The organism is Acinetobacter gerneri DSM 14967 = CIP 107464 = MTCC 9824 (assembly GCF_000368565.1).
GTDB lineage: Bacteria > Pseudomonadota > Gammaproteobacteria > Pseudomonadales > Moraxellaceae > Acinetobacter > Acinetobacter gerneri.
This window is the reverse complement of the sequence record NZ_KB849542.1, coordinates 486,222-510,162: the sequence shown is the minus strand read 5'-3', so window position 1 is coordinate 510,162 and position 23,941 is coordinate 486,222. Positions and strand designations below refer to the sequence as shown.

At 38.9% G+C, this 23,941-nt stretch carries 20 protein-coding genes; 16 read left to right on the top strand and 4 right to left on the bottom strand.

Annotated features, from left to right (window positions below; all coding sequences use genetic code 11):
• Positions 1-31 precede the first annotated feature (31 nt).
• Positions 32-1,597: an alkyl hydroperoxide reductase subunit F gene (gene ahpF, locus F960_RS07855; protein ID WP_004861788.1), complete on the top strand. Its 1,566-nt coding sequence runs from the start codon at positions 32-34 to the stop codon at positions 1,595-1,597.
• A gap of 251 nt (positions 1,598-1,848) precedes the next feature.
• On the opposite strand, the gene F960_RS07850 is transcribed toward ahpF, so the two are convergent.
• Entirely contained in the window at positions 1,849-2,511 is a 663-nt protein-coding gene (locus F960_RS07850; RefSeq protein ID WP_004861786.1) for an FMN-dependent NADH-azoreductase, read from the bottom strand.
• A gap of 108 nt (positions 2,512-2,619) precedes the next feature.
• On the opposite strand from F960_RS07850, the gene F960_RS07845 reads away from it, so the two are divergent.
• A complete protein-coding gene (locus tag F960_RS07845; RefSeq protein ID WP_020846973.1) occupies positions 2,620-3,531 on the top strand; it encodes a LysR family transcriptional regulator in 912 nt (303 codons plus the stop codon).
• 235 nt (positions 3,532-3,766) lie between these two features.
• Here F960_RS07845 and F960_RS07840 read toward each other — a convergent pair whose 3' ends face one another.
• Positions 3,767-4,015, bottom strand: coding sequence for a YfhL family 4Fe-4S dicluster ferredoxin (locus F960_RS07840; RefSeq protein WP_020846974.1), 249 nt, complete (start codon positions 4,013-4,015; stop codon positions 3,767-3,769).
• 2 nt (positions 4,016-4,017) lie between these two features.
• Positions 4,018-5,409 carry a prephenate-dependent tRNA uridine(34) hydroxylase TrhP gene (gene trhP, locus F960_RS07835; RefSeq protein WP_004861776.1) on the bottom strand — a complete coding sequence of 464 codons (1,392 nt, stop codon included), beginning with the start codon at positions 5,407-5,409 and terminating at the stop codon, positions 4,018-4,020.
• A gap of 453 nt (positions 5,410-5,862) precedes the next feature.
• On the opposite strand from trhP, the gene F960_RS07830 reads away from it, so the two are divergent.
• The 4 genes from F960_RS07830 to F960_RS07815 all read left to right on the top strand — a co-directional run bounded on the left by F960_RS07830 (position 5,863) and on the right by F960_RS07815 (position 10,612).
• Positions 5,863-7,218 (top strand): spinster family MFS transporter, encoded by a 1,356-nt coding sequence (locus F960_RS07830; RefSeq protein ID WP_004861773.1) that lies wholly within the window; start codon positions 5,863-5,865, stop codon positions 7,216-7,218.
• A 128-nt stretch (positions 7,219-7,346) separates the two neighbouring features.
• Positions 7,347-8,408 carry an AraC family transcriptional regulator gene (locus F960_RS07825; protein WP_004861770.1) on the top strand — a complete coding sequence of 354 codons (1,062 nt, stop codon included), beginning with the start codon at positions 7,347-7,349 and terminating at the stop codon, positions 8,406-8,408.
• Between the two features lie 106 nt (positions 8,409-8,514).
• Positions 8,515-9,621 (top strand): NAD/NADP-dependent octopine/nopaline dehydrogenase family protein, encoded by a 1,107-nt coding sequence (locus F960_RS07820; RefSeq protein WP_004861765.1) that lies wholly within the window; start codon positions 8,515-8,517, stop codon positions 9,619-9,621.
• Position 9,622: 1 nt separating this feature from the next.
• Positions 9,623-10,612, top strand: a complete 990-nt coding sequence (locus F960_RS07815) for a 3-hydroxybutyryl-CoA dehydrogenase (RefSeq protein ID WP_004861764.1) — start codon at positions 9,623-9,625, stop codon at positions 10,610-10,612.
• Positions 10,613-10,837: 225 nt separating this feature from the next.
• Here F960_RS07815 and F960_RS07810 read toward each other — a convergent pair whose 3' ends face one another.
• Positions 10,838-11,296 (bottom strand): MarR family winged helix-turn-helix transcriptional regulator, encoded by a 459-nt coding sequence (locus tag F960_RS07810; RefSeq protein ID WP_004861760.1) that lies wholly within the window; start codon positions 11,294-11,296, stop codon positions 10,838-10,840.
• A 164-nt stretch (positions 11,297-11,460) separates the two neighbouring features.
• Here F960_RS07810 and F960_RS07805 point away from each other — a divergent pair, with 164 nt between their 5' ends.
• From F960_RS07805 to F960_RS07750, 10 genes are all read left to right on the top strand, one after another.
• On the top strand, positions 11,461-12,573 hold the full coding sequence (locus F960_RS07805) for an amidase (RefSeq protein WP_020846976.1): 1,113 nt from the start codon (positions 11,461-11,463) through the stop codon (positions 12,571-12,573).
• Between the two features lie 54 nt (positions 12,574-12,627).
• Positions 12,628-13,788: an acyl-CoA dehydrogenase family protein gene (locus tag F960_RS07800; protein WP_004861754.1), complete on the top strand. Its 1,161-nt coding sequence runs from the start codon at positions 12,628-12,630 to the stop codon at positions 13,786-13,788.
• 31 nt (positions 13,789-13,819) lie between these two features.
• Positions 13,820-14,347, top strand: coding sequence for a nuclear transport factor 2 family protein (locus F960_RS07795; protein WP_004861750.1), 528 nt, complete (start codon positions 13,820-13,822; stop codon positions 14,345-14,347).
• Positions 14,348-14,416: 69 nt separating this feature from the next.
• Positions 14,417-15,694: an aromatic ring-hydroxylating oxygenase subunit alpha gene (locus F960_RS07790; protein ID WP_004861749.1), complete on the top strand. Its 1,278-nt coding sequence runs from the start codon at positions 14,417-14,419 to the stop codon at positions 15,692-15,694.
• A 10-nt stretch (positions 15,695-15,704) separates the two neighbouring features.
• Positions 15,705-16,187: an aromatic-ring-hydroxylating dioxygenase subunit beta gene (locus F960_RS07785; protein ID WP_004861745.1), complete on the top strand. Its 483-nt coding sequence runs from the start codon at positions 15,705-15,707 to the stop codon at positions 16,185-16,187.
• Between the two features lie 9 nt (positions 16,188-16,196).
• The gene (locus F960_RS07780) at positions 16,197-16,934 is read left to right on the top strand and encodes an SDR family NAD(P)-dependent oxidoreductase (RefSeq protein ID WP_004861742.1); all 738 of its coding nucleotides are present in this window, start codon (positions 16,197-16,199) and stop codon (positions 16,932-16,934) included.
• A 212-nt stretch (positions 16,935-17,146) separates the two neighbouring features.
• Positions 17,147-18,100 carry a PDR/VanB family oxidoreductase gene (locus tag F960_RS07775; protein ID WP_004861739.1) on the top strand — a complete coding sequence of 318 codons (954 nt, stop codon included), beginning with the start codon at positions 17,147-17,149 and terminating at the stop codon, positions 18,098-18,100.
• Between the two features lie 90 nt (positions 18,101-18,190).
• Complete coding sequence (locus F960_RS07770; RefSeq protein ID WP_004861736.1) at positions 18,191-19,147, top strand: p-hydroxyphenylacetate 3-hydroxylase reductase component; 957 nt, start codon at positions 18,191-18,193, stop codon at positions 19,145-19,147.
• A gap of 608 nt (positions 19,148-19,755) precedes the next feature.
• A complete protein-coding gene (locus F960_RS22760) occupies positions 19,756-23,448 on the top strand; it encodes an Ig-like domain-containing protein (protein WP_004861734.1) in 3,693 nt (1,230 codons plus the stop codon).
• A partial coding sequence (locus tag F960_RS07750; RefSeq protein WP_228681421.1) for an Ig-like domain-containing protein occupies positions 23,373-23,941 on the top strand: 569 nt, incomplete at its 3' end. The genes F960_RS22760 and F960_RS07750, both read left to right, overlap by 76 nt.

Here is a 23,941-nt window from a genome sequence, read left to right as displayed (position 1 = left end):
ATAAGAAATTAACTCCTTTGGAGAACGGAAAATGTTAGATCAAAATATTAAAGCCCAACTCAAAGCTTATTTAGAACGTCTAGAAAGCCCGATTGAATTGGTCGCAGCCTTAGATGATTCTGATAAAGCATCTAAAATCAAAGAACTTGTCACAGAAATCGCTGAACTTTCTGACCAAGTCACTGCTCGTTTTGATGGTAACAATAGCCGTCGTCCAAGTTTCGGTGTAGCAAAAGTCGGTGAACAACCACGTGTATTCTTTGCTGGCTTACCGATGGGGCACGAATTTACCTCTTTAATTTTGGCTTTATTGCAAGTTTCTGGCTATGCACCAAAAGTGTCTGATGAAATTTTAGCGCAAATTAAAGGCTTAAATTTAAAAGCAAATTTTGATGTATTTGTTTCTTTAAGCTGTCATAACTGTCCTGATGTTGTTCAGGCTTTGAACTTAATTGCGATCAATAATCCTGAAACAACAGCAACCATGATTGATGGTGCATTCTTCCAAGACGAAGTTGAAGAACGCAAAATCATGGCTGTACCGATGTTGTTCCAAGACGGTGAGCATGTGGGTCAAGGTCGTATGACTTTGGAAGAAATTGTCGCAAAATTGGATACCAACTCTGCTGCGAAAGAAGCTGAAAAATTAAATGCAAAAGATGCATTTGATGTATTGGTGATTGGTGGTGGACCTGCAGGTGCAACAGCAGCGATGTATGCATCACGTAAAGGGATCAAAACCGGTATTGTTTCTGAGCGTTTCGGCGGTCAGGTGATGGATACGATGGATATTGAAAACTTTATTTCTGTGGTAAAAACTCAAGGTCCACGCTTTGGTGCAGACATGGAAACTCATGTTCGTGAATATGAAGTTGATATCATGAACTTGCAACGTGTTAAACATCTCCGTGGTGCTGATGAAACTACCAATGGATTAGTTGAAATTGAACTTGAAAATGGCGCTAAATTAGAATCAAAAACTGTGATTTTATCTACTGGTGCACGTTGGAGAGAAATGAATGTGCCGGGTGAGAAAGAATACAAAACACGTGGTGTAGCGTATTGCCCTCACTGTGATGGTCCACTTTTCAAAGGTAAAAAAGTTGCCGTGATCGGTGGTGGTAACTCTGGTGTAGAAGCAGCAATTGATCTTGCGGGTATTGTTGAGCATGTAACTTTGGTTGAATTTGATACTAAATTGCGTGCGGACCAAGTGCTTCAAGATAAATTGAACAGCTTACCAAATACCACAGTGATCTTAAATGCTCTTTCAACTGAAGTTGTCGGTGACGGTTCACAAGTGACTGCACTTAAATATAAAGATCGTGCAACAGATGCAGAACATAGCTTAGAACTTGCAGGGATCTTTGTACAAATTGGTTTGTTACCAAATACAGATTTCTTAAAAGAGAGCAAAGTTGCACTTTCAAACCGCAATGAAATCGTAGTCAATGAACGTAATGAAACCAATGTTGCAGGTGTTTTTGCAGCAGGTGACTGTACAACTGTACCATATAAACAAATCATTATCGCAGCAGGTGAAGGCGCGAAAGCATCATTATCCGCTTTTGATTATATGATTCGTTCTGGTCAGTAATGATCTGAAAATGAAAGCAAAGTAGCATAAGCTACTTTGCTTTTTTTATGGAAGTGCCAAATGGAAGAGTAAAGTTGTTGATAGAGATTAATGCTCAAAATTAATCCTTAACAGGTATAAAAATAATTTCCATTTTGTAAAAATAGCAGTCGGAAGTTCCTTCTCCTTGCGCAAAAATCAAAGTATTACTTTGATCGCAGCACAAGACGTTGTGAGAAGAATATTAGTATGAAGAGCAATTTTTTAATAACTTACTGTGATTTTTCCAATAAATGTTCAACCAATTGAATGGTCTTTTTTTCAGCCAATAAAATTGAATTTTCAAGCGCTTCACCACCATGTTCTTGATACTCAATGGCAATTTCTGAAAACTGATTTAGCCCAATAAAATTAAAGGCAGTTTTTAAAGAAGCTTCTACATGATTCGTGAAAAAAGCATTCGGTTGATCAAAATCATGCCCCCCTCTTGATGATAACAATACAACTTGCTTGTTTGAGTTTAACAATCCTATATAAGGATTTTCTAAAGTGTGATCCAATCGGTAAGTCTTGTTAACTCTGACTATATTATCAATATAGGCTTTAAGATGAGCAGGGGGACCGAAGTTATACATAGGGACACCAATCACGATAATATCAGCCCAATGTAACTCTTCAATTAATGCATCACTTTCATGCATACGTGCCTTTTTAAACGCTTCATCTGCATGTCCAAATTCGGCAACGATCCAGTCTTGGTCGATAAGTTTAGGTGGAAATTGACCTACATCTCGTACCTTGACTTCTGATTGATCATGATTAATTTTCCATGTATTTACAAAGATTTTACTGAGTCTTCGTGTTAGCGACCCATGAGCATCTTGTCCCGAAACACCCGTACGTACACTAGAATCAATATGTAAAATTCGGCTCATTTTCATACTCAAATTTATTTAAAATATGATTATTGAGTGGATTTTACACACTGACAAATGATGAGTTTACATGCTATAAGTGAATTAAATTCATCTGTGGTGCTTATCATGTCAGATCTACATTATTCTTTAGAGCAACTTTTGGCATTTCAGTATGTTGCTGATGATATGAGTTTTAAAAAGGCGGCAGAAAAGTTGCATTTAAGTTCAACTGCACTCAGTCACCGTATCTCGAAATTAGAAAAGTTATTAGAAATTAAATTATTTGAGCGCAAAACTCGTGCGATTTCTTTAACCCCAGAAGGTGAATATCTATATAAACATGTACAAAATGGTTTTATGACTATTCAGAAAGCTTTGAATGACTTACAACAAAAAAAGCAAAAAATGTTTACGATTACAACGACACCACCTTTTGCAAGTGAATGGTTGATTCCTTATTTGCCTGAATTACAAGCATTATTTCCACAGGTCATATTTCGGGTTCATGCAAGTTATGATCCCGTTAATATGCTGACTGATCAATATGATTTGGCAATTCGCTATGGCTTGGGGGCATATCGAGATCTAAATACAGAACTGTTAGTCAATGATGAATATGTGGCTGTAAGTCATGCATTTTTTGATGAAAATACACTTGATTGGTCAACTGTTCCTTTGATTCATTTCTCTTGGGGAGAGGAGTATTGTCCGCTTAAAATTAATTGGCAAGTTTGGTATCAAAATCAAGGTATGCAGATCAGCGCAGGACAGCGCCAAGTATTTTATAATGAAGAAAATCATGCCATTCAAGCTGTATTGTCAGGTCAAGGTGTCGCTTTATTGAGTTCAGTTGCGATCAATAATTACTTGAAACATGGAACTTTAAAAGTGATTTCACCTTTTAAGCTTTCTGCGATGAATTATTATTTTTTAAGCCGATCAAATGAAGATGAAGTGGTGAATAAAACCAAAGCATGGTGTAGAGAAAAACTATTTTCAGTGATTGATTGTGAGCCATCTGCGACTTGGATTAATTAGGGTCTGTTGACATTTCATAACTGAATTGCCTTGCCTGAGAGAGTTTTAGCCACAATCCTGTGGAACGAGAGTGCTTTTTGATGCTATATTGTTGTAGCTTGATCATTTAGATCACTAAATTTCTCAATCTACGCCTCATATCATCTAAAAAACACTCAAGTCGCAACCAATTTGAAATGTCAACAGACCCTAAAGCCTATTCATGTGAATAAGCTTTAATTTTTGATGATCAAGGTCATACAATATTTAGAGCTTTAAATTTGACCATCAATGCTTTTTCATCTTCGATATGTTCTGGATGTTGCATGATACAATCGATTGGACAGACCGCTTTACAGGTTGGCGCATCATAAAAACCTATACATTCAGTGCAGCGTTCCGCATCAATTTCATAATACTTTGCACCTTCATAAATCGCTGTATTGGGGCATTCAGGCAGACACATATCGCAGTTGATGCAATCATCAGTGATTAAAAGAGCCATAATTAACCCGCTTGATATGCCAAAGAATTTGCTGAAATATCCTGTGAAGAATCAGGTAAATTTCGGATGAGTAAGGCAAAATCTAAATCAACATCAGCAGGTTTTGGAATCAACACAAAATGTCCTGAGCCTTTGGCATCGCTAACAGGATTCATTTTTAGATCAAACATCTGTTCCAATTTAAAGTGAATATTACCTTGAGGTGTCATTAACTCAAGAGAATCACCGACAATAAATTTATTTTTCACTTCAATTTTCATGTAATGATCTTGTGTTCCCAAGACTTCACCACAGTATTGTTGATAGTCAAAAACAGAAGAACCTGTTTGATAGTTTTGGTATTCGCTGTGCACATGGCGACGTAAAAAACCTTCGGTATAGCCACGATTTGCTAAACCTTCTAATTGAGTCAGTAGGGCTGGATCAAATGCTTTTCCTGCAAGCGCATCATCGATGGCTTGACGATAAATTTGAGCCGTACGGGCGCAGTAGAAATACGATTTGGTACGACCTTCAATTTTTAGTGAATGTATACCCATTTTGGTTAAACGATCGACATGTTGAACTGCACGCAAATCTTTAGAATTCATGAAATATGTGCCATGTTCATCCTCTTCGGCAGCAAACATATCTTCATCATTTCTTTGTAATAATACTGGATCTGTAAACTCATTTTGTGCTAATGCATGTTGTTCATCTGCATCAACTTGATCTGCTGAATCTTCGATTTGTTGTACAGGAATAACATCACCTGTGGCATCTTCTTCAGCATCATGAATTTTGTATTCCCAACGACATGCATTGGTACATGCGCCTTGGTTGGCATCACGTTTATTCATATAACCTGAAAGTAAACAACGTCCAGAATATGCCATACAGAGTGCGCCATGCACAAAAACTTCAATTTCCATATCAGGAACGTTTTGCTTTATTTCTTCGATTTCTTCAAGTGAAAGTTCACGCGATAAAATCACACGAGTTAAGCCCATTGTTTTCCAGAACTTAACAGTTGCCCAATTCACTGCATTGGCTTGTACCGAGAGATGGATCGGCATATCAGGAAAGTTTTCGCGGACCATCATGATGAGACCCGGATCGGACATGATCAAGGCATCAGGTTGCATCGCGATAACAGGCTCTAAATCTCGGATGAAATTTTTCAATTTACTATTGTGTGGTTGGATATTTACAACAACATAAAATTTCTTGCCAAGTTGATGCGCTTCTTGGATCCCGATTGCCAAATTATCATGATCAAAAGCATTATTTCGGACACGTAAACTGTAGCGTGGTTGTCCTGCATAAACTGCATCCGCACCGTAAGCAAAGGCATAGCGCATATTTTTTAGTGAACCAGCAGGGGAAAGGAGTTCGGTCGTGTATTTCAAGCTCATGATCTATAAAAAGGCATAAAAAGATTAGGGCTTTATTGTAATAGTTTTCTATTTTCACTCAACCTAGTGATTTAGTAGGGATTATCAGAATAAACAGGAATATTCACAGAATATTTTACAAAAAAATGTATGTATTTAAGTCCATTATTTTTAATAAAATTTTCCTTTTCACGTAAATTATACCTTTAAAGAATAAATTTATATTGATAAAGTAATGGAAAATTAAATTGAATTATGAAAATAATGGTGCATATTTTCTTCAAAGTGAACAGTGATCGTTCATAAAATTATAGTTTAGGGCAAGCGTGAGATTTTAAAATAAAGTAAAAAATTTGGTTTCTAGTAATTGAATTTTATAGTGTTTTAAAAAATTTCTCAGTTTTTCTAAGCTCATGGTACGTATTTTGCCTAACTGGGACAGTTATATAAGGCAACAAGATAAGGAAATTTTCGATGAGTGATGACAAATCAGGAGTGATCAGTCACGCGTATCAAACATCAGGCAAATATGCTTGGTATGTTGTGATGTTGTGCATGATTGCCTACATTTTTTCTTTTATTGATCGGCAGATTTTGGCATTGATGATTGAGCCAATCAAAGCAGATTTAAATCTTTCTGATACGCAATTTAGTTTATTACATGGTCTGGCATTCTCACTGTTTTATGCCTTTATGGGCTTACCTTTAGCCTATATTGCTGACCGTTTTTCGCGTCCAAAACTGATTTCTGCTGGGATTATTTTTTGGAGTCTGGCAACAGCAGCATGTGGCTTAAGTAAAAACTTCGTGCAATTATTTTTATGTCGAATTGGCGTGGGTGCAGGTGAAGCCGCACTTTCTCCAGCGGCATATTCTATTTTCAGTGATTTGTTTTCCAAGGAAAAACTGGGCAAAGCTGTCGGTGTGTATTCTACAGGTGCTTTCTTAGGTGGTGGTATTGCATTTCTGGTTGGCGGTTATGTGATTAGTTTATTGAAAAATACCGCACTTATTGATGTGCCATTATTTGGTTTAATGAAAGCATGGCAGGTGGCTTTTTTGATCGTAGGATTGCCGGGTATCCTGATTGGAATTTTGTTTATCCTGACAGTTCGTGATCCAAAACGTCAAGGGCAGCGCTTAGATGCCAATGGGCAAGTTCAAAAAGTTAATCTTTCAGATAGTTTTAAATTTGTCGCTAAACATCGTGGGACTTTTAGTTGTCACTATTTAGGTTTCTCATTTTATGCAATGGCATTATTTTGCCTAACCAGCTGGTCACCTGCATTTTATATCCGTAAATTTGGTCTATCCCCAACAGAAGTCGGTTATATGCTCGGTACTGTTTTATTGGTTGCCAATACTTTAGGGGCATTAACTGCAGGTTGGCTTACAGATTGGTTTATGCAAAAAGGGCGTAAAGATGCATCAATCTTAGTTGGTGCAATCGGCGCTGCATGTATGATTATTCCAATTGCGACTTTTACTTTGGTTGATCAGTTATGGTTATCTGTATGTTTATTGGTTCCTGCGATGTTCTTTGCATCCTTCCCAATTCCAACGTCAACTGCTGCGATGCAACACCTTGCACCTAATCAATTACGTGCGCAAATCTCTTCAATTTTCTTGTTAATTAGTAATTTGATCGGTTTAGGTATTGGTACGACCTTAGTTGCGCTGATTACTGACAAAGTGTTTGGTTCACCAAAAGCTGTTGGCTACTCGGTTACCATTGTTGCGAGTATTTCTGCGGTCTTGGCAGCGCTATTATTGCGTGCAGGTTGTAAGAAATTCCGTGAAAGTATGAAGCGTGAATATTCAACTGAATAAATAATCGTGTATATTGAAAATTCCATCTATTCGTAGGTGGAATTTATCTATTTTAAAAGAACAATTTTTTCAACATTATGCTTAAATTTTGTATGAAAAAGATCATGATAAAGTGATTATTCATGAACATGAATCAGCAGAAAAAATCGACTGAAAATACGCAATCTCCAACCCATACCGAACATAACAACGATCATCAAACACATATCAAATTGGATTATTTAGATCAACTTGACCATTCTGTGTTATTGGATTCGGATGATTATAAAATTATCAAAGACAATATCAGTCATTATCTTTGCCCACATGAGTTTGAAGTTGATCAATATATCCCTGTCCAGACGATTTTAAATGGTTTTGAATTTGGAAATTCGGCACTTTTAGATTTGCGTTATAACGCGCCTGTCTCAATATGTATCGAAAATATGCAGTATTATTTGTTTCGGATCACCTTGGAGGGGCAATGTAGTGTTGAGTCGAATCAGCAAGAGATAAGACAAGTTCCGGGTTTGATGAGTATTTCTTCACCTTTTAGTCAAAATAAGATCACCACTGACGGCAAGTGCCGCAATATTATTTTGAAAATAAGCCGTCAAGATTTAGAGCAAAAGTTACAGTTATTGATTGGACGTACCGTGCATGAACCTTTGATTTTTGATGCAGGTTCCGGCTGTTCTTCTGATGCAATACAGGTGTTTATACAAACCTTAAATTATCTATGTCAGTCCTACTATACCTTGCAAAATTGGCAATATTTAACTGATAGCTTTAATGATTATCTGATTAAGCTCATTTTGCTCAATCTTCCACATAATTTTAGTCAAGCTTTAAACTCCGCACATCAACAGTTGCTGCCAAGCTATATCAAGAAAGCGCAAAAATACATTGATTCCAATTTGGATCAAGCGCTGAGTTTACAAGAGATCAGTGACAAAGTCGGCGTTGCTGTACGTACATTGCAATTGGGGTTTAAACAATATTTAAATCAAAGTCCTGTGGCATATATCAAGGACAAACGTTTAGAAAAAATTCATTTTGAACTGGAAAATAGTCAGGGCAATATTTCTGTTACTGATATATTAATGAAACATGGAATCAATAGTTTAGGACATTTTTCAGCACAATATAAAAAGCGTTATGGTTGTGTTCCATCGCAAACATTAAAAAATCAACATAATCTATTTGCCTAATATATTTTGCATTTGTTTGCGCAATTTGAATAAGTGATGCATTTTTCGAGAAGTAATGAGCATTCAATTTTTTTAATATTCTCTTATAGAATAAAGGAGAATTCTAATGAAAATTACAGTACTCGGTGGTGGTCACGGTTGTTATGCAGCAGCAGTAGAAATGGCGGAAAAAGGACATGATGTTGTTTTATGGCGTCGTGATGGTGAAGCATTTGAAGCACTCAATCAAGCCGCTCAGTTAAATGTAAAAGATTATCAAGGGACACGCTCGGTCACTGTTGGCTTTGAAAATGCACAAATTATTTTAAAAACAAATCTTGAGCAAGCCATTCAACATGCTGAACTGATTATTATTCCATTGCCAGCAACAACACATACAGATTTATCTAAACAAACAGCACCTTATTTTAAAGATGGGCAAGTGGTGTTCTTACCACCGGGTACTTTTGGTAGTTTTATTTTCGCCAAAGCAATGAAAGATGCAGGAAATAATGCCAAGGTTGCTTTTGCTGAAACTGGAACATTACCGTATTTAGTGCGTAAACATGGGGTAAATGACATCGTTGTGAGTGGCTATGCGACACGTTTACCTACAGGCGTTTTTCCTAGTGCGCTATCTGAGCATGCATTTAAGATTTTAAAACAAACATACCCAAGTGTTGAAGCGATTGAAGATGGTTTAAGTGGTGCATTGATGAATGCTGGTCCTGTGATTCATCCACCATTAATTATGATGAATGCTGGACCTTTAGAGCATTTTGAAGCATGGGATATTCATAATGAAGGAACCCAACCTTCGATCAGACGTGTTACTAATCAACTTGATGCTGAGCGCATGCGTGTCCGAGAAGCGCTAGGTTATGGCGCACCGCATTTCCCATTGGCTGATCATTATAATAAAGAAGGTGAGGGTGATGAGTGGATGTATGGTCGTGGCGCACACGGTAAATTGACCGATAGTGGCGATTGGCGTGAAGACATTGATTTAGAAAAGCATCGCTATATGCTTGAAGATACACGTTTAGGTTTATCATTTTTAGTTTCGGTTGGACGTTTTGCAGGCGTAAAAACACCAGTTGCCGAAGGTTTGCTCAATATTGCATCGGCTGTGACAGCCAAAGATTTATATGCTGAAGGGCGTACTTTAGAAGATTTAGGTTTGGCAAATTTATCCAAACAGCAACTCAAATCACTGCTCAATGAAGGAATCTAATATGCAAAAAATTCAGCATATCGCGATCGTTGGTGCTGGACGTATGGGGAAGGCAATCGCAATTGCCTTTGCCTATGCGGGATTGGATGCTGTACTGATTGATGCCAAGGATCGAAGCGAAGACCAATTTAAAAAATATCAGGAAAATCTGGCTCAAGATTTATTACAAGAGTTGAATCTTCTTGAGAAAATTAACTTTATTCAAGCAACACAAAAACAGGTTATTTTTGATCGAATTCAATTGATGAGTAAACAAAGCTCGTCAGCGTATTTGCAAAAATGCCAATTGATTATGGAAGGTGTGCCAGAGGTTTTAGAGGCAAAACAAGCACTATTTTCATGGCTGGATGGTGAAATCTCAAAAGACTGTATCGTGGCTTCAACGACTTCGACATTTTTAGTGAGTGATATCGCTCAAATGTTGTCCCATCCTGAACGTGTGATCAATGCACATTGGCTCAATCCTGCTTATTTGATTCCACTGGTTGAGCTTAGCCGATCAGAACAGACCTCCGATCAAGTCGTCGACGTTTTAAAAGACTTCCTGAAAAATATCGGCAAAGTTCCAGTGGTCTGCAATGCCAAAGCAGGCTATATCGTACCTCGCATTCAAGCACTTGCCATGAACGAAGCCGCGAGAATGGTTGAAGAGGGTGTAGCATCTGCAGAAGATATTGATATTGCGATTCGAACCGGATTTGGACTGCGTTTTTCGGTACTGGGTTTACTTGAGTTTATCGACTGGGGGGGCGGAGATATTTTGTATTATGCGTCGCAGTATCTAGAAAAAGAACTCGGACAGCGTTACGAATCTCCGCAGATCATCGTGGATAATATGCAAAACAATCGCAATGGTATGCGTGAGATGCAAGGCTTTTACGATTATCAAAATATGGATGTGCAACAGTATAAATTGCAAGTACTTAGCCATTTTTCAGATCGTATCGAAATGTCAAAATTAAAGCCGAAATTTGATATTGCAAAAGATTGAAATTTTATTGGTTAATGTTTTAGGAAATTTCTAAATCATTATATTAAGCTTTTGATTTTATTGAATAGGTTTGATCACAATCTAGTCCGTTGGATATGATTTGAACATATTCTATAAAATTGAAATGGCAATAAACTAGATTTTTATTGTCTTCGGAAAAGGTGCTTATACGTGACTAAGCACCTTTTTCTTTTATAAGTAAATGATATTTAATAAGAGAATCTTCTACATCAAATCATAGAGCTTTTTAAGCTTTAGATTGAGGTCTTTTAACTCGTCTTCATCAAAAGAATTGAGGATACCCGATAGGGTTACGATACTGATCTGATTGATTTTTTCAACCAGTTCTTGACCTTTATCGGTCAATTTAACCATCGAAATACGTTCATCGGACTCAGATGAAAATACTTCTACAATCCCATCTTCAACGAGGCGATATACCGCTTTGGTCGCTGTGGTGAGCTTAGTTGTTGAAAGATTGGCAATATCTGTAATGCTTGCTTGACCTAAAGCATTGGTACTTAAAATAATTTTTCTTTTGGTATTGTCTATACCTAGTTTTTTTATCGATTTTTCAATAAGTTGAGAATATTTTCCATTGACTTGCGATACCCAGAAAAAAGGGAAGTTCTTTAAACTATCAGGTTCGTTATTTGGTAGGAATTGTTCTAAATGAGTTAGCATCTTCAAAGCCACAACTTAGAAATAAAAGATGCAACATTATATACACACTTTGAAATAAATACTTTGATATACATCTATGAAAATTACTTGACAATTACATTTATTTTTACGATATTTAGTGCATAGATTAAAATTACATGGAAAAGTGAATGAATTCTATAAATATGAACATTATTGCAAAGGACGTTGCAAAAGGTTCAGGTTCTCTCAAAGTCATGGTGAAAGACTCTATTGATATTGCAGGCTTTCAAACATTGTCAGGCAGCTTGGCTTATCAAGACAGCCCTGTTGCAGAGCAGAATGCACAAATTGTAGATCATATTTTAAATGCGGATTGTCAAATCACCGCAAAAACCAATTTGCATGAATTGGCTTTTGGTATCACAGGTATCAATAAAAACTTTGGTACGCCGATCAATCCTAAATATCCAGAATTAATTCCAGGTGGTTCTTCAAGTGGTTCGGCTGCGGCGGTTGCAGCAGGTTTGGCAGATTTTTCTATAGGAACAGACACAGGTGGTTCGATCCGTATGCCAGCAGCTTGCTGTGGGGTTTATGGTTTAAAACCAACGTTTGCCCGTGTGAGCCGTATCGGTGTAGTGCCAGCACAGAGTTCTTTGGATTGTGTAGGACCTTTTGCAAACTCGGTGAGCATGATCAAAACTGCAATGCAAATTATTGATCCGACTTTTAAAAAAGATTTTAGCCTAAGCAAAACACCTCGCTTTGCCATTTTAGATGTTGCAGCAGATGAGGAGATTTGGCAAAGCATTCATGATTTTCTAAATCAGGCTCAAGCCGTGTCTGAAAAGGTTGAGGTGCAGTCATTTAATGATGCTTATCGCGCAGGTATGCAAATCATTAATTATGAAAATTGGCAAGCGTATGGCGCTTTGACCAAAACAGGAAAAGTGGCGGCTGATGTCAACAATCGTTTATTAAAAGCGGCAGAAACCACATTGACTGATGTTGAAAATGCGGAACAGATTCGCAAGAAATTTAGTCAAGAAATTGATCAAATTTTACAGCAATTTGACGCGATTATTTTACCTACGCTTCCTCAAATTCCGCCCAAAGTCGTTGATGCTGAAAATACCACAGCATTTTTAAATTTAACGGCATTGGTACGACCTTTTAACTTATCGGGTCATCCAGCCATGTCGATTCCACTCGAAACAGCAAATGGATTGCCTGTAGGTTTGCAAATTGTTGCAAATCAAAATGCAGATGAAATGTTATGTGCACTTGCTGAGGACTTGCTCAAAGCAGCACAGTAAGCGCGTTTAGATAAATAGTTGGATACTAAAAAAATATAGACAGGGAGTTAAAACATGAATGTTTTATCGTCAAATGATTTTGCACAAGACACAGTTAATCTTGATCAGTTCTGTCAGGAAATTCGAGAGCGCGCATGTCAGGGCGAGTTTGACAAGCAAGCTTATATTAGCCAAGACGTGATTGATCGTTTAAAAACACTAGGCGTGTACCGAGCATTTGTACCAAAGCGTTTTGGTGGCGATGAAAAATCACCTCGTGAATTTTGTGAGTTGATTGAAATCCTTTCTAAAGCTGATGGTTCAGTGGGCTGGGTGGCAAGTTTTGGTATGAGCCCCGCTTATCTTGGAAGTTTGCCTGAAGAAACCTTGCAACTACTTTATAAAGACAGTCCTGACATTGTCTTTGCTGCAGGTATTTTCCCACCGCAACCAGCCGAAATAACGGATGAAGGTGTGCTTGTAAAAGGTCGCTGGAAGTTTTCAAGTGGTTGTATGGGTGCAGATATTTTAGGTGTCGGGATTTCTCCTCGTAAAGATAATGAAACGCAGGGTCTACCACGTTTGGCTGTGTTGCCTGCCAAGAAAGCCAAAATTGAAATGACTTGGGACACGGTAGGTTTGAAAGGTACAGGTAGTCATGATTTGGTCGTGGACAATGTCCTTGTAACCAAAGAATGGACCTTTGTACGTGGTGAGCCATCAAAACTGCCTGAGCCATTTTTTAAATATCCATCATTGTCATTGGCAACTCAGGTTTTGACCGTAGTGGGGATCGGTGTTGCAGCAGCAGCGTTAGAAGAATTTAAAAAACTTGCACCGGGTAAAGCTTCGATTACTGGGGGCAATGAAATCGCCAATCGTCCAGTCACTCAGTATGAATTTGCACAAGCTGAAGGTGAGTTTTTGGCAGCACGTAACTGGTTCTATCACACGATTGATGTGGTTTGGAATACGATTTTGGCAGGTGAAAAACCGACGAAACAACACATCAGCGATATGCGTTTGTCATGTACGCATGCTGCTCGCGTATCAGCTCAAGTGGCTCGCAAAATGCAAATGCTAGCAGGGATGACTGCGATTTATACCCAGAACCCATTTAGCCGTTTTGTAAATGATGCAAATGTCGTAACGCAACATGCCTTTATGGGTGAGGCGACTTTACAAAATGCAGGTTTGGTGAGCTTTGGTTTAGATCCAATGCCGGGTTATTTATAAGATTTTATTTTCAATATAAGGATGTTTGAAAATGAAGCATGACAAGGAAATGCAAAAAATCATCACACGCCTCGAACATCTCGAAGCAGAAAGTGCGATCCGCAATTGCATCAATCTTTATATGGAAATCTGTGATGCACTGGATGCCAATACTGACCTTGATGCGTTGATGAACCTGTTTGATACAAACAGTATTTGGGAAGGCATTGGTGAAAAATATGCAAAATCCTTTGGACGCTATGAAACATCAAAGCAGATCCGAAAGATGTTTCAAAGCTACATGCATAAAGAATCACATTTTGTGATGAATGCGCACTTTGTCAGTTCTGAACAGATTTATATTGAAAAAAATAGTGCTAAAGCCTCATGGCTCATGCTGCAAACCTCAACATTTAGAGATGGTCGTAGTCATCTCAATGCAGCCAAATTGCAGGTCAAATTTAAACGCCAAAAAGATGGCACTTGGAAGATTAAACATTTTCAAACGGAAAATATTTTTAGTCGTCCAGTGGATCATTGGCATAGCGATGCAGAATTGCCTGTACCGAAAATTAATTAACAAATGATTGAAAGAAAATAGCAAAGCCGAGTGGTTTTGTTCAAAGGAAAATGAAAAAGGAAAATGGACATGAATAGCCTTATCCCAATGCAAAATATAGAAGTGGATTATAGCCAGCTGGTACAAGATGATCGCGTGCATACGTCTTTGTATAAAGACGAAAAAATCTTTGAAGATGAAATGGAAAAGATTTTTTATAACACATGGGTCTGGGTTGCACATGCCAGTGAAATCCCAGATGCAGGTAGCTATAAAACCATGAATATTGGTAAGCAACCTGTTGTTGCGGTACGTGACCGTAAAAAGAAAGTTCACGTACTTTTAAACCGTTGTCGCCACCGTGCTGCAACTGTTTGTGAACATAAAAAAGGCAAAACCAATAGTTTTGTCTGCCCATACCATGGCTGGAGCTATGCACTGGATGGTTCATTACGTGGCGTACCTTCACCAGAAAGCTACGGTGAATGTTTGGACAAATCAGAATTTCCACTGATTAGCCTACGTGTTGAAGAATATAACGGCATGATTTTCGCGTCATTTAAAGAAGATATTCAGCCACTAGAAGAATTTCTTGGACCTGCAAAAAAATGGATTGATTTATTCATGAAACAGGGTGCAGGTTATCCGATCAAAGTGTTGGGTGAACATCGCTTTACCTTCCCAGGCAACTGGAAAATCCAACTTGAAAATACAACGGATGCTTACCATTTCCCATTGGTACACAAATCATTTTTAAGCTCTGTTGACGAAAAAACAGAAGAGTTATTTAACTTTGAAAATCAACCGGGTTTTGTAGAAGATTTGGGCAATGGTCATAGCGTAATGGTGATGATTCCTGAATTGGTTGATTTGGATGAAGAATTGATGGAGCGTCCGATTCAAGAGCGTTTCGAAGATTTGGCACAAGCATTACGTGATGAAGGTCATGCTGAACTTGAGGTTCGTCGTATCGTTCGTGCGGTAGGTGGTTCAGGATTTAACTTAAATATATTCCCAAACATCGCTTGCTCAATGGCGTTCTTCCGAGTGATGCAACCATTGGCAGTGGATAAAACAGAAATTCACCACTCCGTAATTACCATGGATGGCGGACCACAAATCGCAAATCAATACCGCCTACGTTTGCATGAACATTTCCAAGGACCATTTGGTTTTGGTACGCCAGATGATGCAGAAGCTTGGGAGCGTGTACAACATGGTGCCAATGCAGGGAATGATCTCTGGATCATGCTCAATCGCGGTTTGCCGGGCGAAGTAAAAACAGAAGACGGTTTAAAAAGTGATGTGAGTGCAGAGACGGGTATGCGTGGTGCATATCAGCAGTGGAAAAAGATGATGACGGCTTAAGGAGAGAGCAATGAATATCAATTTGAATTTACTCAATGAAGTGACTGCTTTCATCTGGGCTGAAGCAGATATGTTGGATCATTCAGAATATAACGAATGGCTGGATCTTTGGAATGAACAAGGTAAATACATTATTCCGATTGATCCAAAGTTGACGGATTATGAAAATCATTTGAACTATGCTTATGACGATCATCATATGCGTAAGCTGCGCGTTGAACGTTTACAAAATGGTGAAGCGATTTCAACTGCACCGAAAGCCAATACGGTGCGTAGCATTTCACGTGTACGAGTCATTCAAGATCAAGACAATGAAATCGTTTTACGTTGTGCGCAAAACCTGCGTGAGTTTCGTAAGGAAAATCTTAAGCACTATACCGCAGACGTGACATATCACTTGGTACGTGATCAAGATGGTCTCAAAATCAATCGTAAAATTATCAATTTAGTCAACTCTACCGATACTTTGGCTGGTATTAGTTACATTCTTTAGGAGCGAGATATGCAACAAGTTGTTTTAGTTACAGGTGCAGCATCTGGGCTTGGAAATGTCATCGCTGAGAATTTTGCAGCTCAAGGTCATCAAGTGATTTTGTCTGCAAGTACTTTAGAAAAAGCTGAAAATGCTAAGCAAAAAAGTGCGCATGCTGAAAATATTTATCCGCTGAAACTCGATATTTCAGTTGAAGGTGATTTTATTGCGGCAGTAGATTGGATCAAAAACAACTTTGGAAAATTGGATGTTTTGATCAATAACGCGACTGTGACCAAAGCAACCCCTGTCTTGGAAATTACAGCGAGTGATTTTGATTGGGTAACGCAAGTCAATCAGCGTGGCACATTTCAAGCTTGTCAAATCATTGGTAAGTTTATGGCAGACCAAGGCAATGGCCGTATCGTCAATATGGCTTCGCTTGCAGGTCAAAATGGCGGTACAGCAACGGGCGCGCATTATGCTGCAACCAAAGGCGCAATCGTGATATTAACCAAAATTTTTGCCAAAGAATTTGCTGGCAAAGGTGTCACAGTCAATGCAATCGCACCAGGTCCAATGGAGTCGCCGATTGTGCATAGCGTTGTGTCAGATGAAAAAATGGCGCAGTTTATCCAAAACATTCCAGTCAAAGCTTTGGGAAGTATGGAGTTCATCGCTGAAACATGTGCGCTTTTGGCAAGTCCAAATGCTGCCTTTGTGACAGGTGCAACTTGGGATATTAATGGTGGATTGTTCATGCGCTAAGGCGCAACGATCTACGATCAAATCGTTTTATTTGAGCTAAGTTAAATAACGATTTGATCAAACAATTAGCTTGAGCCTGCATTTTAAATCACATATGTGGGCGTGGCTTTAGGAAAATCCAGACATTGGGAATATTTTGAAAAGACGCAAAGCGTAGTCAATTTATGATTCAAAGTTTTTGGGTGGTATAGAAAACAAATGGAGTTTGCAAAATGACAGCACTTTATCATGTCATCGTCAAAAACCGCCATGTAGAAGGCGGCAATGTTGCAGTAATGGAATTTGAATCTGCAACAAGCACGCAATTACCAAAAATTGAAGCTGGATCACATATTGATGTGCATTTACCCAATGGGATGATACGCCAGTATTCACTGTGCCAAGATCCAAGCAAACAAGGGATGTTTAGATTAGGGATTTTAAATGATCCTGAATCGAGAGGTGGCTCACTTTCAGCATTTAATGACATCCAAGATGGCATGCAAATCCAAGTCAGTGAACCGCGCAATTTATTTCCATTAGTGAAAGCAAAACATAGTGTTCTCATCGGTGGCGGGATTGGTATTACACCACTGATTACCATGGCATATCAGTTACATCATGAAGGTGCTTCATTTGAATTGCATTACTGCGGTGCAAGCCCTGAACGCTGTGCATTTGTAGACGAAATCAAAAATGGTGTACTGGCTGCACATAGTCATTTTCACTTTAAATCAGAAGGTGCAAGTCACCGCGAGTTTTTTGAAACAGCGATTCATAACATAGACAAAGAAAGCCACATTTACACATGTGGACCAAATGGTTTTATGGATTGGGTGATCAATCTTGCAGAAACTCAACAATTTCCAAGCGCCAATATTCACAAAGAATATTTCCAAGTCGAAGTGGAAACGGGTGGAGATTCTTTTGAAGTCGTTGCGCAGCAAAGTGGCAAAATTGTCATGGTCAATGGTGATGAAACGATTTTACAAGCGCTGGCACGAGAAGGCATAGAAATTGAAATGTCATGTGAACAAGGTGTCTGTGGCACATGTATGTGTGATGTGATTGAGGGTGAACCTGATCATCGAGATGTATATTTTACCGATGAAGAAAAAGCCAGTAATGAACAAATATTGGTGTGTTGTTCACGTTCTAAATCTGCACGTTTAGTCCTTGATATCTAATAAAAATCTAAGATGGCAAGAGATCAAGACAAGTTTTGGCAGAGATTTTAAAGACAAAAATTAGATAAGATTGAAATTCAGGAGAGAATGATGAATGTATTGAAAAACATGGATGAAGTACAGATCGATCCAATGAAATTTAGACGAGCTTTGGGTAATTTTGCGACTGGAGTGACCATCATGACAGCGCAAAATGAACAGGGCGAAAAAGTCGGTGTGACAGCAAATAGCTTCAACTCTGTATCATTAGACCCACCTTTGATTTTGTGGAGTATTGATAAAAAATCATCAAGTTTTCCAGTGTTTGAACAAGCGACACACTTTGCAGTCAATGTATTGTCGGGTTCACAAATTGAACTATCAAACAAATTTTCTCGCCGTAACTTGGACAAATACGAGGGTACAAATCATCTTGAAGGTGCGGGTTTAGCGCCATTACTTGAAAATTGCTCGGCAGTTTTTGAGTGTGAACGTCATCAAATTATTGAAGGTGGAGATCACTGGATTATTATTGGAAAAGTGGTCAATTTTCATGATGAAGGTCGTAGCCCATTGCTTTACCATCAAGGTGCGTATTCGGCAGTCACACCACATCCATTATTGCAACTTAAAGATAGCCAAGAAGTTGAGGATGTAGGGCAAATGCATCACGGGCATTTACATAGCAATGTGTGTTATTTGATGAGCCGAGCGTTTAAATTCTACCAAACTGACTATATTCCAAAACAATTGGTGACGGGATTTAGAACCAGCGAAGCACGAATGTTATTGGTCCTAGGAAGTGGTACAGCATCCAATAAATCTGAGCTACCACGTGATATTGCGATGCCTATGCATGAAGTCGAGCAAGCAGCAAGTATCCTAAAAAATGATGGATTATTAACGGAAAATGACGGATTTTACTATTTAACTGAAAAAGGTAAGAAGACCGCACACTATCTCTTTGATATCGCCGATAGCCATCAAAATGAAGTATTTAAAAAGTATCCTGATAGTGAAAAAGATATATTTATCAAGATATTGAAAGATATTTCTGGGATTGTATAAAGATAGAACCAGTAAAAAATAAAAGTTTTTACTGGTTTTTACTTATTTCAGATGATACCAAAGAGAAATAAAACCAAAAATGATCGTTAATTTAGATGTGAATTTTTATAATAATTATCAATAAAAATATAATTATAAAATCTAAATTATCATAAATTTATATGAGTGTTTTTCTTTTATTTATTTTTATAAATACTTTGTATTAATAAATAAAAACTATTGTGATAGTTCAAAGGTTGTAGAGTGGAAAATGAGCGGTAAATAGCACTTTTAAAATTTTTTAATACATTTTACATGTTATTTTTTATCAATTGATAAATAAAAATTCGCAAAATACCTAATTCAAAGTAAATCACTTGTAAATATATTTATTATTGTATGTTTATTCAGATATGTTTGTCTTCGTAATTTATCAAAAAAATAGAATGTTTATAAATATCCTATAATTATGAATAAAATGTGAACTAAGATTTTTTTTATAAATTATTGATTATATTTTATATTTAAATAATTTTTCATATATTAAATTTAGATCATTTAAACAGTTTAAAAGTGTGGGGTTAATAAAAGTACAATAATAATAGTGTAACCAATGGTAATTATTAATCATGAATAACGTCAGTATTATATCTAAAGCGTCTCATCAAATTATTGATTCGGGGTTAAAGTACGACTTCGATATTCAAGAAAATTCAGTTGTACTCGTTGAAGTTTCAACTAAACAAATCAAAAAAATTGAAAGAATTGGTAATGACTTATTTATCCATTTTAATGATAGTGACGAAGTTCTAAAAATAACAAATTTCTACAATAATCAGGAAAATTCTGATAATAGTCTTGTTTTTCTAGATGATGATCAGCGTCTTTTATGGATTCAACATTTAGAAGACTTGCAAGTCATGGATAACTCTATTCCATATCAAGTTTTAGATGATGTTGAGCCACTTTTGTACCATGATGATTCAGGATTTATGTTGCTGAATCCTTGGTGGTTTGCTGGCGGGGCTGGTGTTTTAGGAGCTGCTGCAATTGCAGCGAGTGGTGGTTCAGGTAGTTCTGACTCTAAAGAAGAGCAATCTACTGAAACTCCAGTTGTTCCAGTAGAACCATCTCAACCCATTGATCCAATTACTCCAGAAGAACCAGTTCAACCAGTCGATCCGATAGCCCCTGTTGATCCAGTAGACCCAATTGATCCTGTTGATCCTGTTGATCCTGTTGATCCTGTTGATCCAATTGACCCAGTAGATCCTGTAGAAGTAAACAAACCTCTTGTTGATGAGAATGGTGCGAGCTTGTCAGGCACTGGTGATGCTGGAAGCACGATTATTGTGACAGATGCCGATGGTAATACCTCTACAACTGTAGTTGATGAGAATGGCAAATGGACTTTCCCAGAAAATCCATTAACAGAAGGTGAAGTCGGAAGCATCGAAGCGGTTGATAGCAATGGTAATGAGTCTGGACAAGGGCAAATTATAGGTGGTGATCAGCACGTTGATATCCCGGAAATCACAGAAAATGGCACAAGTTTGTCAGGTACAGGCGAGGCTGGAAGCACGATCATCGTAACTGATTTAGATGGTAATACTGCTACAACAATCGTTGATGAAAATGGTCATTGGACCTTCCCAGAAAATCCATTGACCGAAGGCGAGCTTGGTACGATCGAAGCAATTGATACGAATGGTAATGAGTCTGGACAAGGGCAAATTATAGGTGGTGATCAAATTATTGACCCAGTAGATCCTATTGATCCAGTAGATCCTATTGATCCAGTAGACCCGATTGATCCAGTGGACCCAATTGATCCGATTGATCCAGTAGATCCTGTGGACCCAGTTGACCCGATTGATCCAGTCGATCCTATTGATCCAGTAGAACCTGTAGATCCAGTGAATCCAGTAGATCCAGTTGACCCGATTGATCCAGTTGATCCAGTGGACCCAATTGATCCTGTAGATCCGATTGATCCAGTATATCCAGTAGATCCTGTTGACCCAATTGATCCAATTGATCCAGTTGACCCTATTGATCCTGTTGATCCTGTTGATCCTGTTGATCCAGTTGATCCAGTTGATCCTGTTGATCCGATTGATCCGGTTGATCCGATTGATCCGATTGATCCGATTGATCCGATTGATCCGATTGATCCGATTGATCCAATTGATCCAATTGATCCAATTGATCCTGTTGATCCTGTTGATCCTGTTGATCCTGTTGATCCTGTTGATCCTGTTGATCCTGTTGATCCTGTTGATCCTGTTGATCCGATTGATCCTGTCGATCCGATTGATCCAGTTGATCCAGTTGATCCTATTGATCCAGTTGATCCTGTTGATCCAATTGACCCAGTAGACCCAATTGATCCTGTAGAACCAGTAGACCCTGTTGATCCGATTGATCCAGTAGATCCTATTGACCCTGTTGATCCGATTGATCCTATTGACCCTGTAGAACCAGTAGATCCTGTTGACCCAATTGACCCAATTGACCCAGTTGATCCAGTTGATCCTGTTGATCCAGTAGAACCTGTTGATCCTATTGATCCAGTTGACCCTGTAGAACCAGTAGACCCAATTGATCCAGTAGATCCGATTGATCCAGTAGACCCAATTGATCCAATTGATCCAATTGATCCAATTGATCCAATTGATCCAATTGATCCAGTAGATCCAATTGATCCAGTAGATCCTGTTGACCCAGTTGATCCAGTAGACCCAATTGATCCAGTAGATCCGATTGATCCAGTCGACCCAGTAGATCCAGTAGATCCGATTGATCCAGTAGATCCTGTAGACCCAGTAGATCCGATTGATCCTGTAGATCCTGTTCATCCTGTTGATCCAGTGGACCCAATTGATCCGATTGATCCAGTAGATCCAGTAGATCCAGTAGATCCGATTGATCCTGTTGATCCGATTGATCCAGTCGACCCTGTAGAACCAGTAGATCCGATTGATCCAGTAGATCCTGTTGATCCAGTTGATCCAGTAGATCCAGTAGATCCGATTGATCCAGTAGATCCTGTTGAACCAGTGGACCCAGTTGATCCAGTTGATCCAATTGACCCAGTAGACCCAATTGATCCTGTTGATCCAATTGACCCAGTAGACCCGATTGATCCAGTAGACCCGATTGATCCTGTTGATCCTGTAGACCCGATTGATCCTGTAGAACCGATTGATCCAGTGAATCCAGTAGATCCTGTTGACCCAGTAGATCCGATTGATCCTGTAGAACCAGTGGACCCAATTGATCCAGTCGATCCGATTGATCCAGTGGACCCAATTGATCCAGTGGACCCAATTGATCCAGTCGATCCAGTAGATCCTGTGGATCCAGTTGATCCTGTAGAACCAGTTGATCCTGTAGAACCAGTAGATCCAGTTGATCCGATTGATCCTGTTGACCCTGTAGAACCAGTAGATCCTGTAGAACCAGTTGATCCTGTAGAACCAGTAGATCCTGTTGACCCAGTAGATCCGATTGATCCTGTAGAACCAGTGGACCCAATTGATCCAGTCGATCCTATTGATCCAGTGGACCCAATTGATCCAGTCGATCCTGTGGATCCAGTTGATCCTGTAGAACCAGTAGATCCAGTTGATCCGATTGATCCAGTCGACCCTGTAGAACCAGTTGATCCGATTGATCCAGTAGACCCGATTGATCCTGTTGAACCAGTGGACCCAGTTGATCCAGTGGACCCAATTGATCCAGTGGACCCTATTGAACCAGTGGACCCTATTGATCCAGTGGATCCGATTGATCCAGTTGATCCAGTTGATCCAGTGGATCCTATTGATCCCGTGAATCCAGTAGACCCGATTGATCCTGTTGATCCAGTAGATCCTGTAGAAGTAAACAAACCTCTTGTTGATGAGAATGGCACAAGTTTGTCAGGTACAGGCGAGGCTGGAAGCACGATCATTGTGACGGATGCTGATGGCAATACCTCTACAACTGTGGTGGATGAAAATGGTCATTGGACTTTCCCAGAAAATCCATTAACAGAAGGTGAAGTCGGAAGCATTGAAGCGATTGACACAAATGGCAATGAGTCTGGAACGGCACCTGTCGTTGGTGGCGATCAACACGTTGACGTTCCAGAAATCACAGAAAATGGCACAAGTTTGTCAGGTACAGGTGAGGCTGGAAGCACGATCAGTGTGACGGATGCTGACGGCAATACCTCTACAACTGTGGTGGATGAAAATGGTCATTGGACTTTCCAGAAATCACTGAAAATGGCACAAGCTTGTCAGGTACAGGTGAGGCAGGAAGCACGATCATCGTGACAGATGCGGATGGCAATACCTCTACAACTGTGGTGGATGAAAATGGCAATTGGACCTTCCCAGAAAATCCATTAACAGAAGGTGAAGTTGGAAGTATTGAAGCGATAGACATCAATGGTAATGAGTCTGGTGAAGTTGAGTTAATAGGTGGCGATCAACACGTTGATATTCCAGAAATCACAGAAAATGGCACAAGTTTGTCAGGCACAGGCGAGGCTGGAAGTACGATCATCGTGACGGATGCTGATGGCAATACTTCTACGACTGTGGTTGATGAGAATGGTCATTGGACCTTCCCAGAAAATCCATTGACTGAAGGTGAGCTTGGTACGATCGAAGCGATAGACACCAATGGCAATGAGTCAGGGAAAGCTGAGCTTGTCGGTGGTGATCAACATGTTGACGTTCCAGAAATCACAGAAAATGGCACAAGTTTGTCAGGTACAGGTGAAGCTGGAAGCACGATCATTGTGACGGATGCTGATGGCAATAC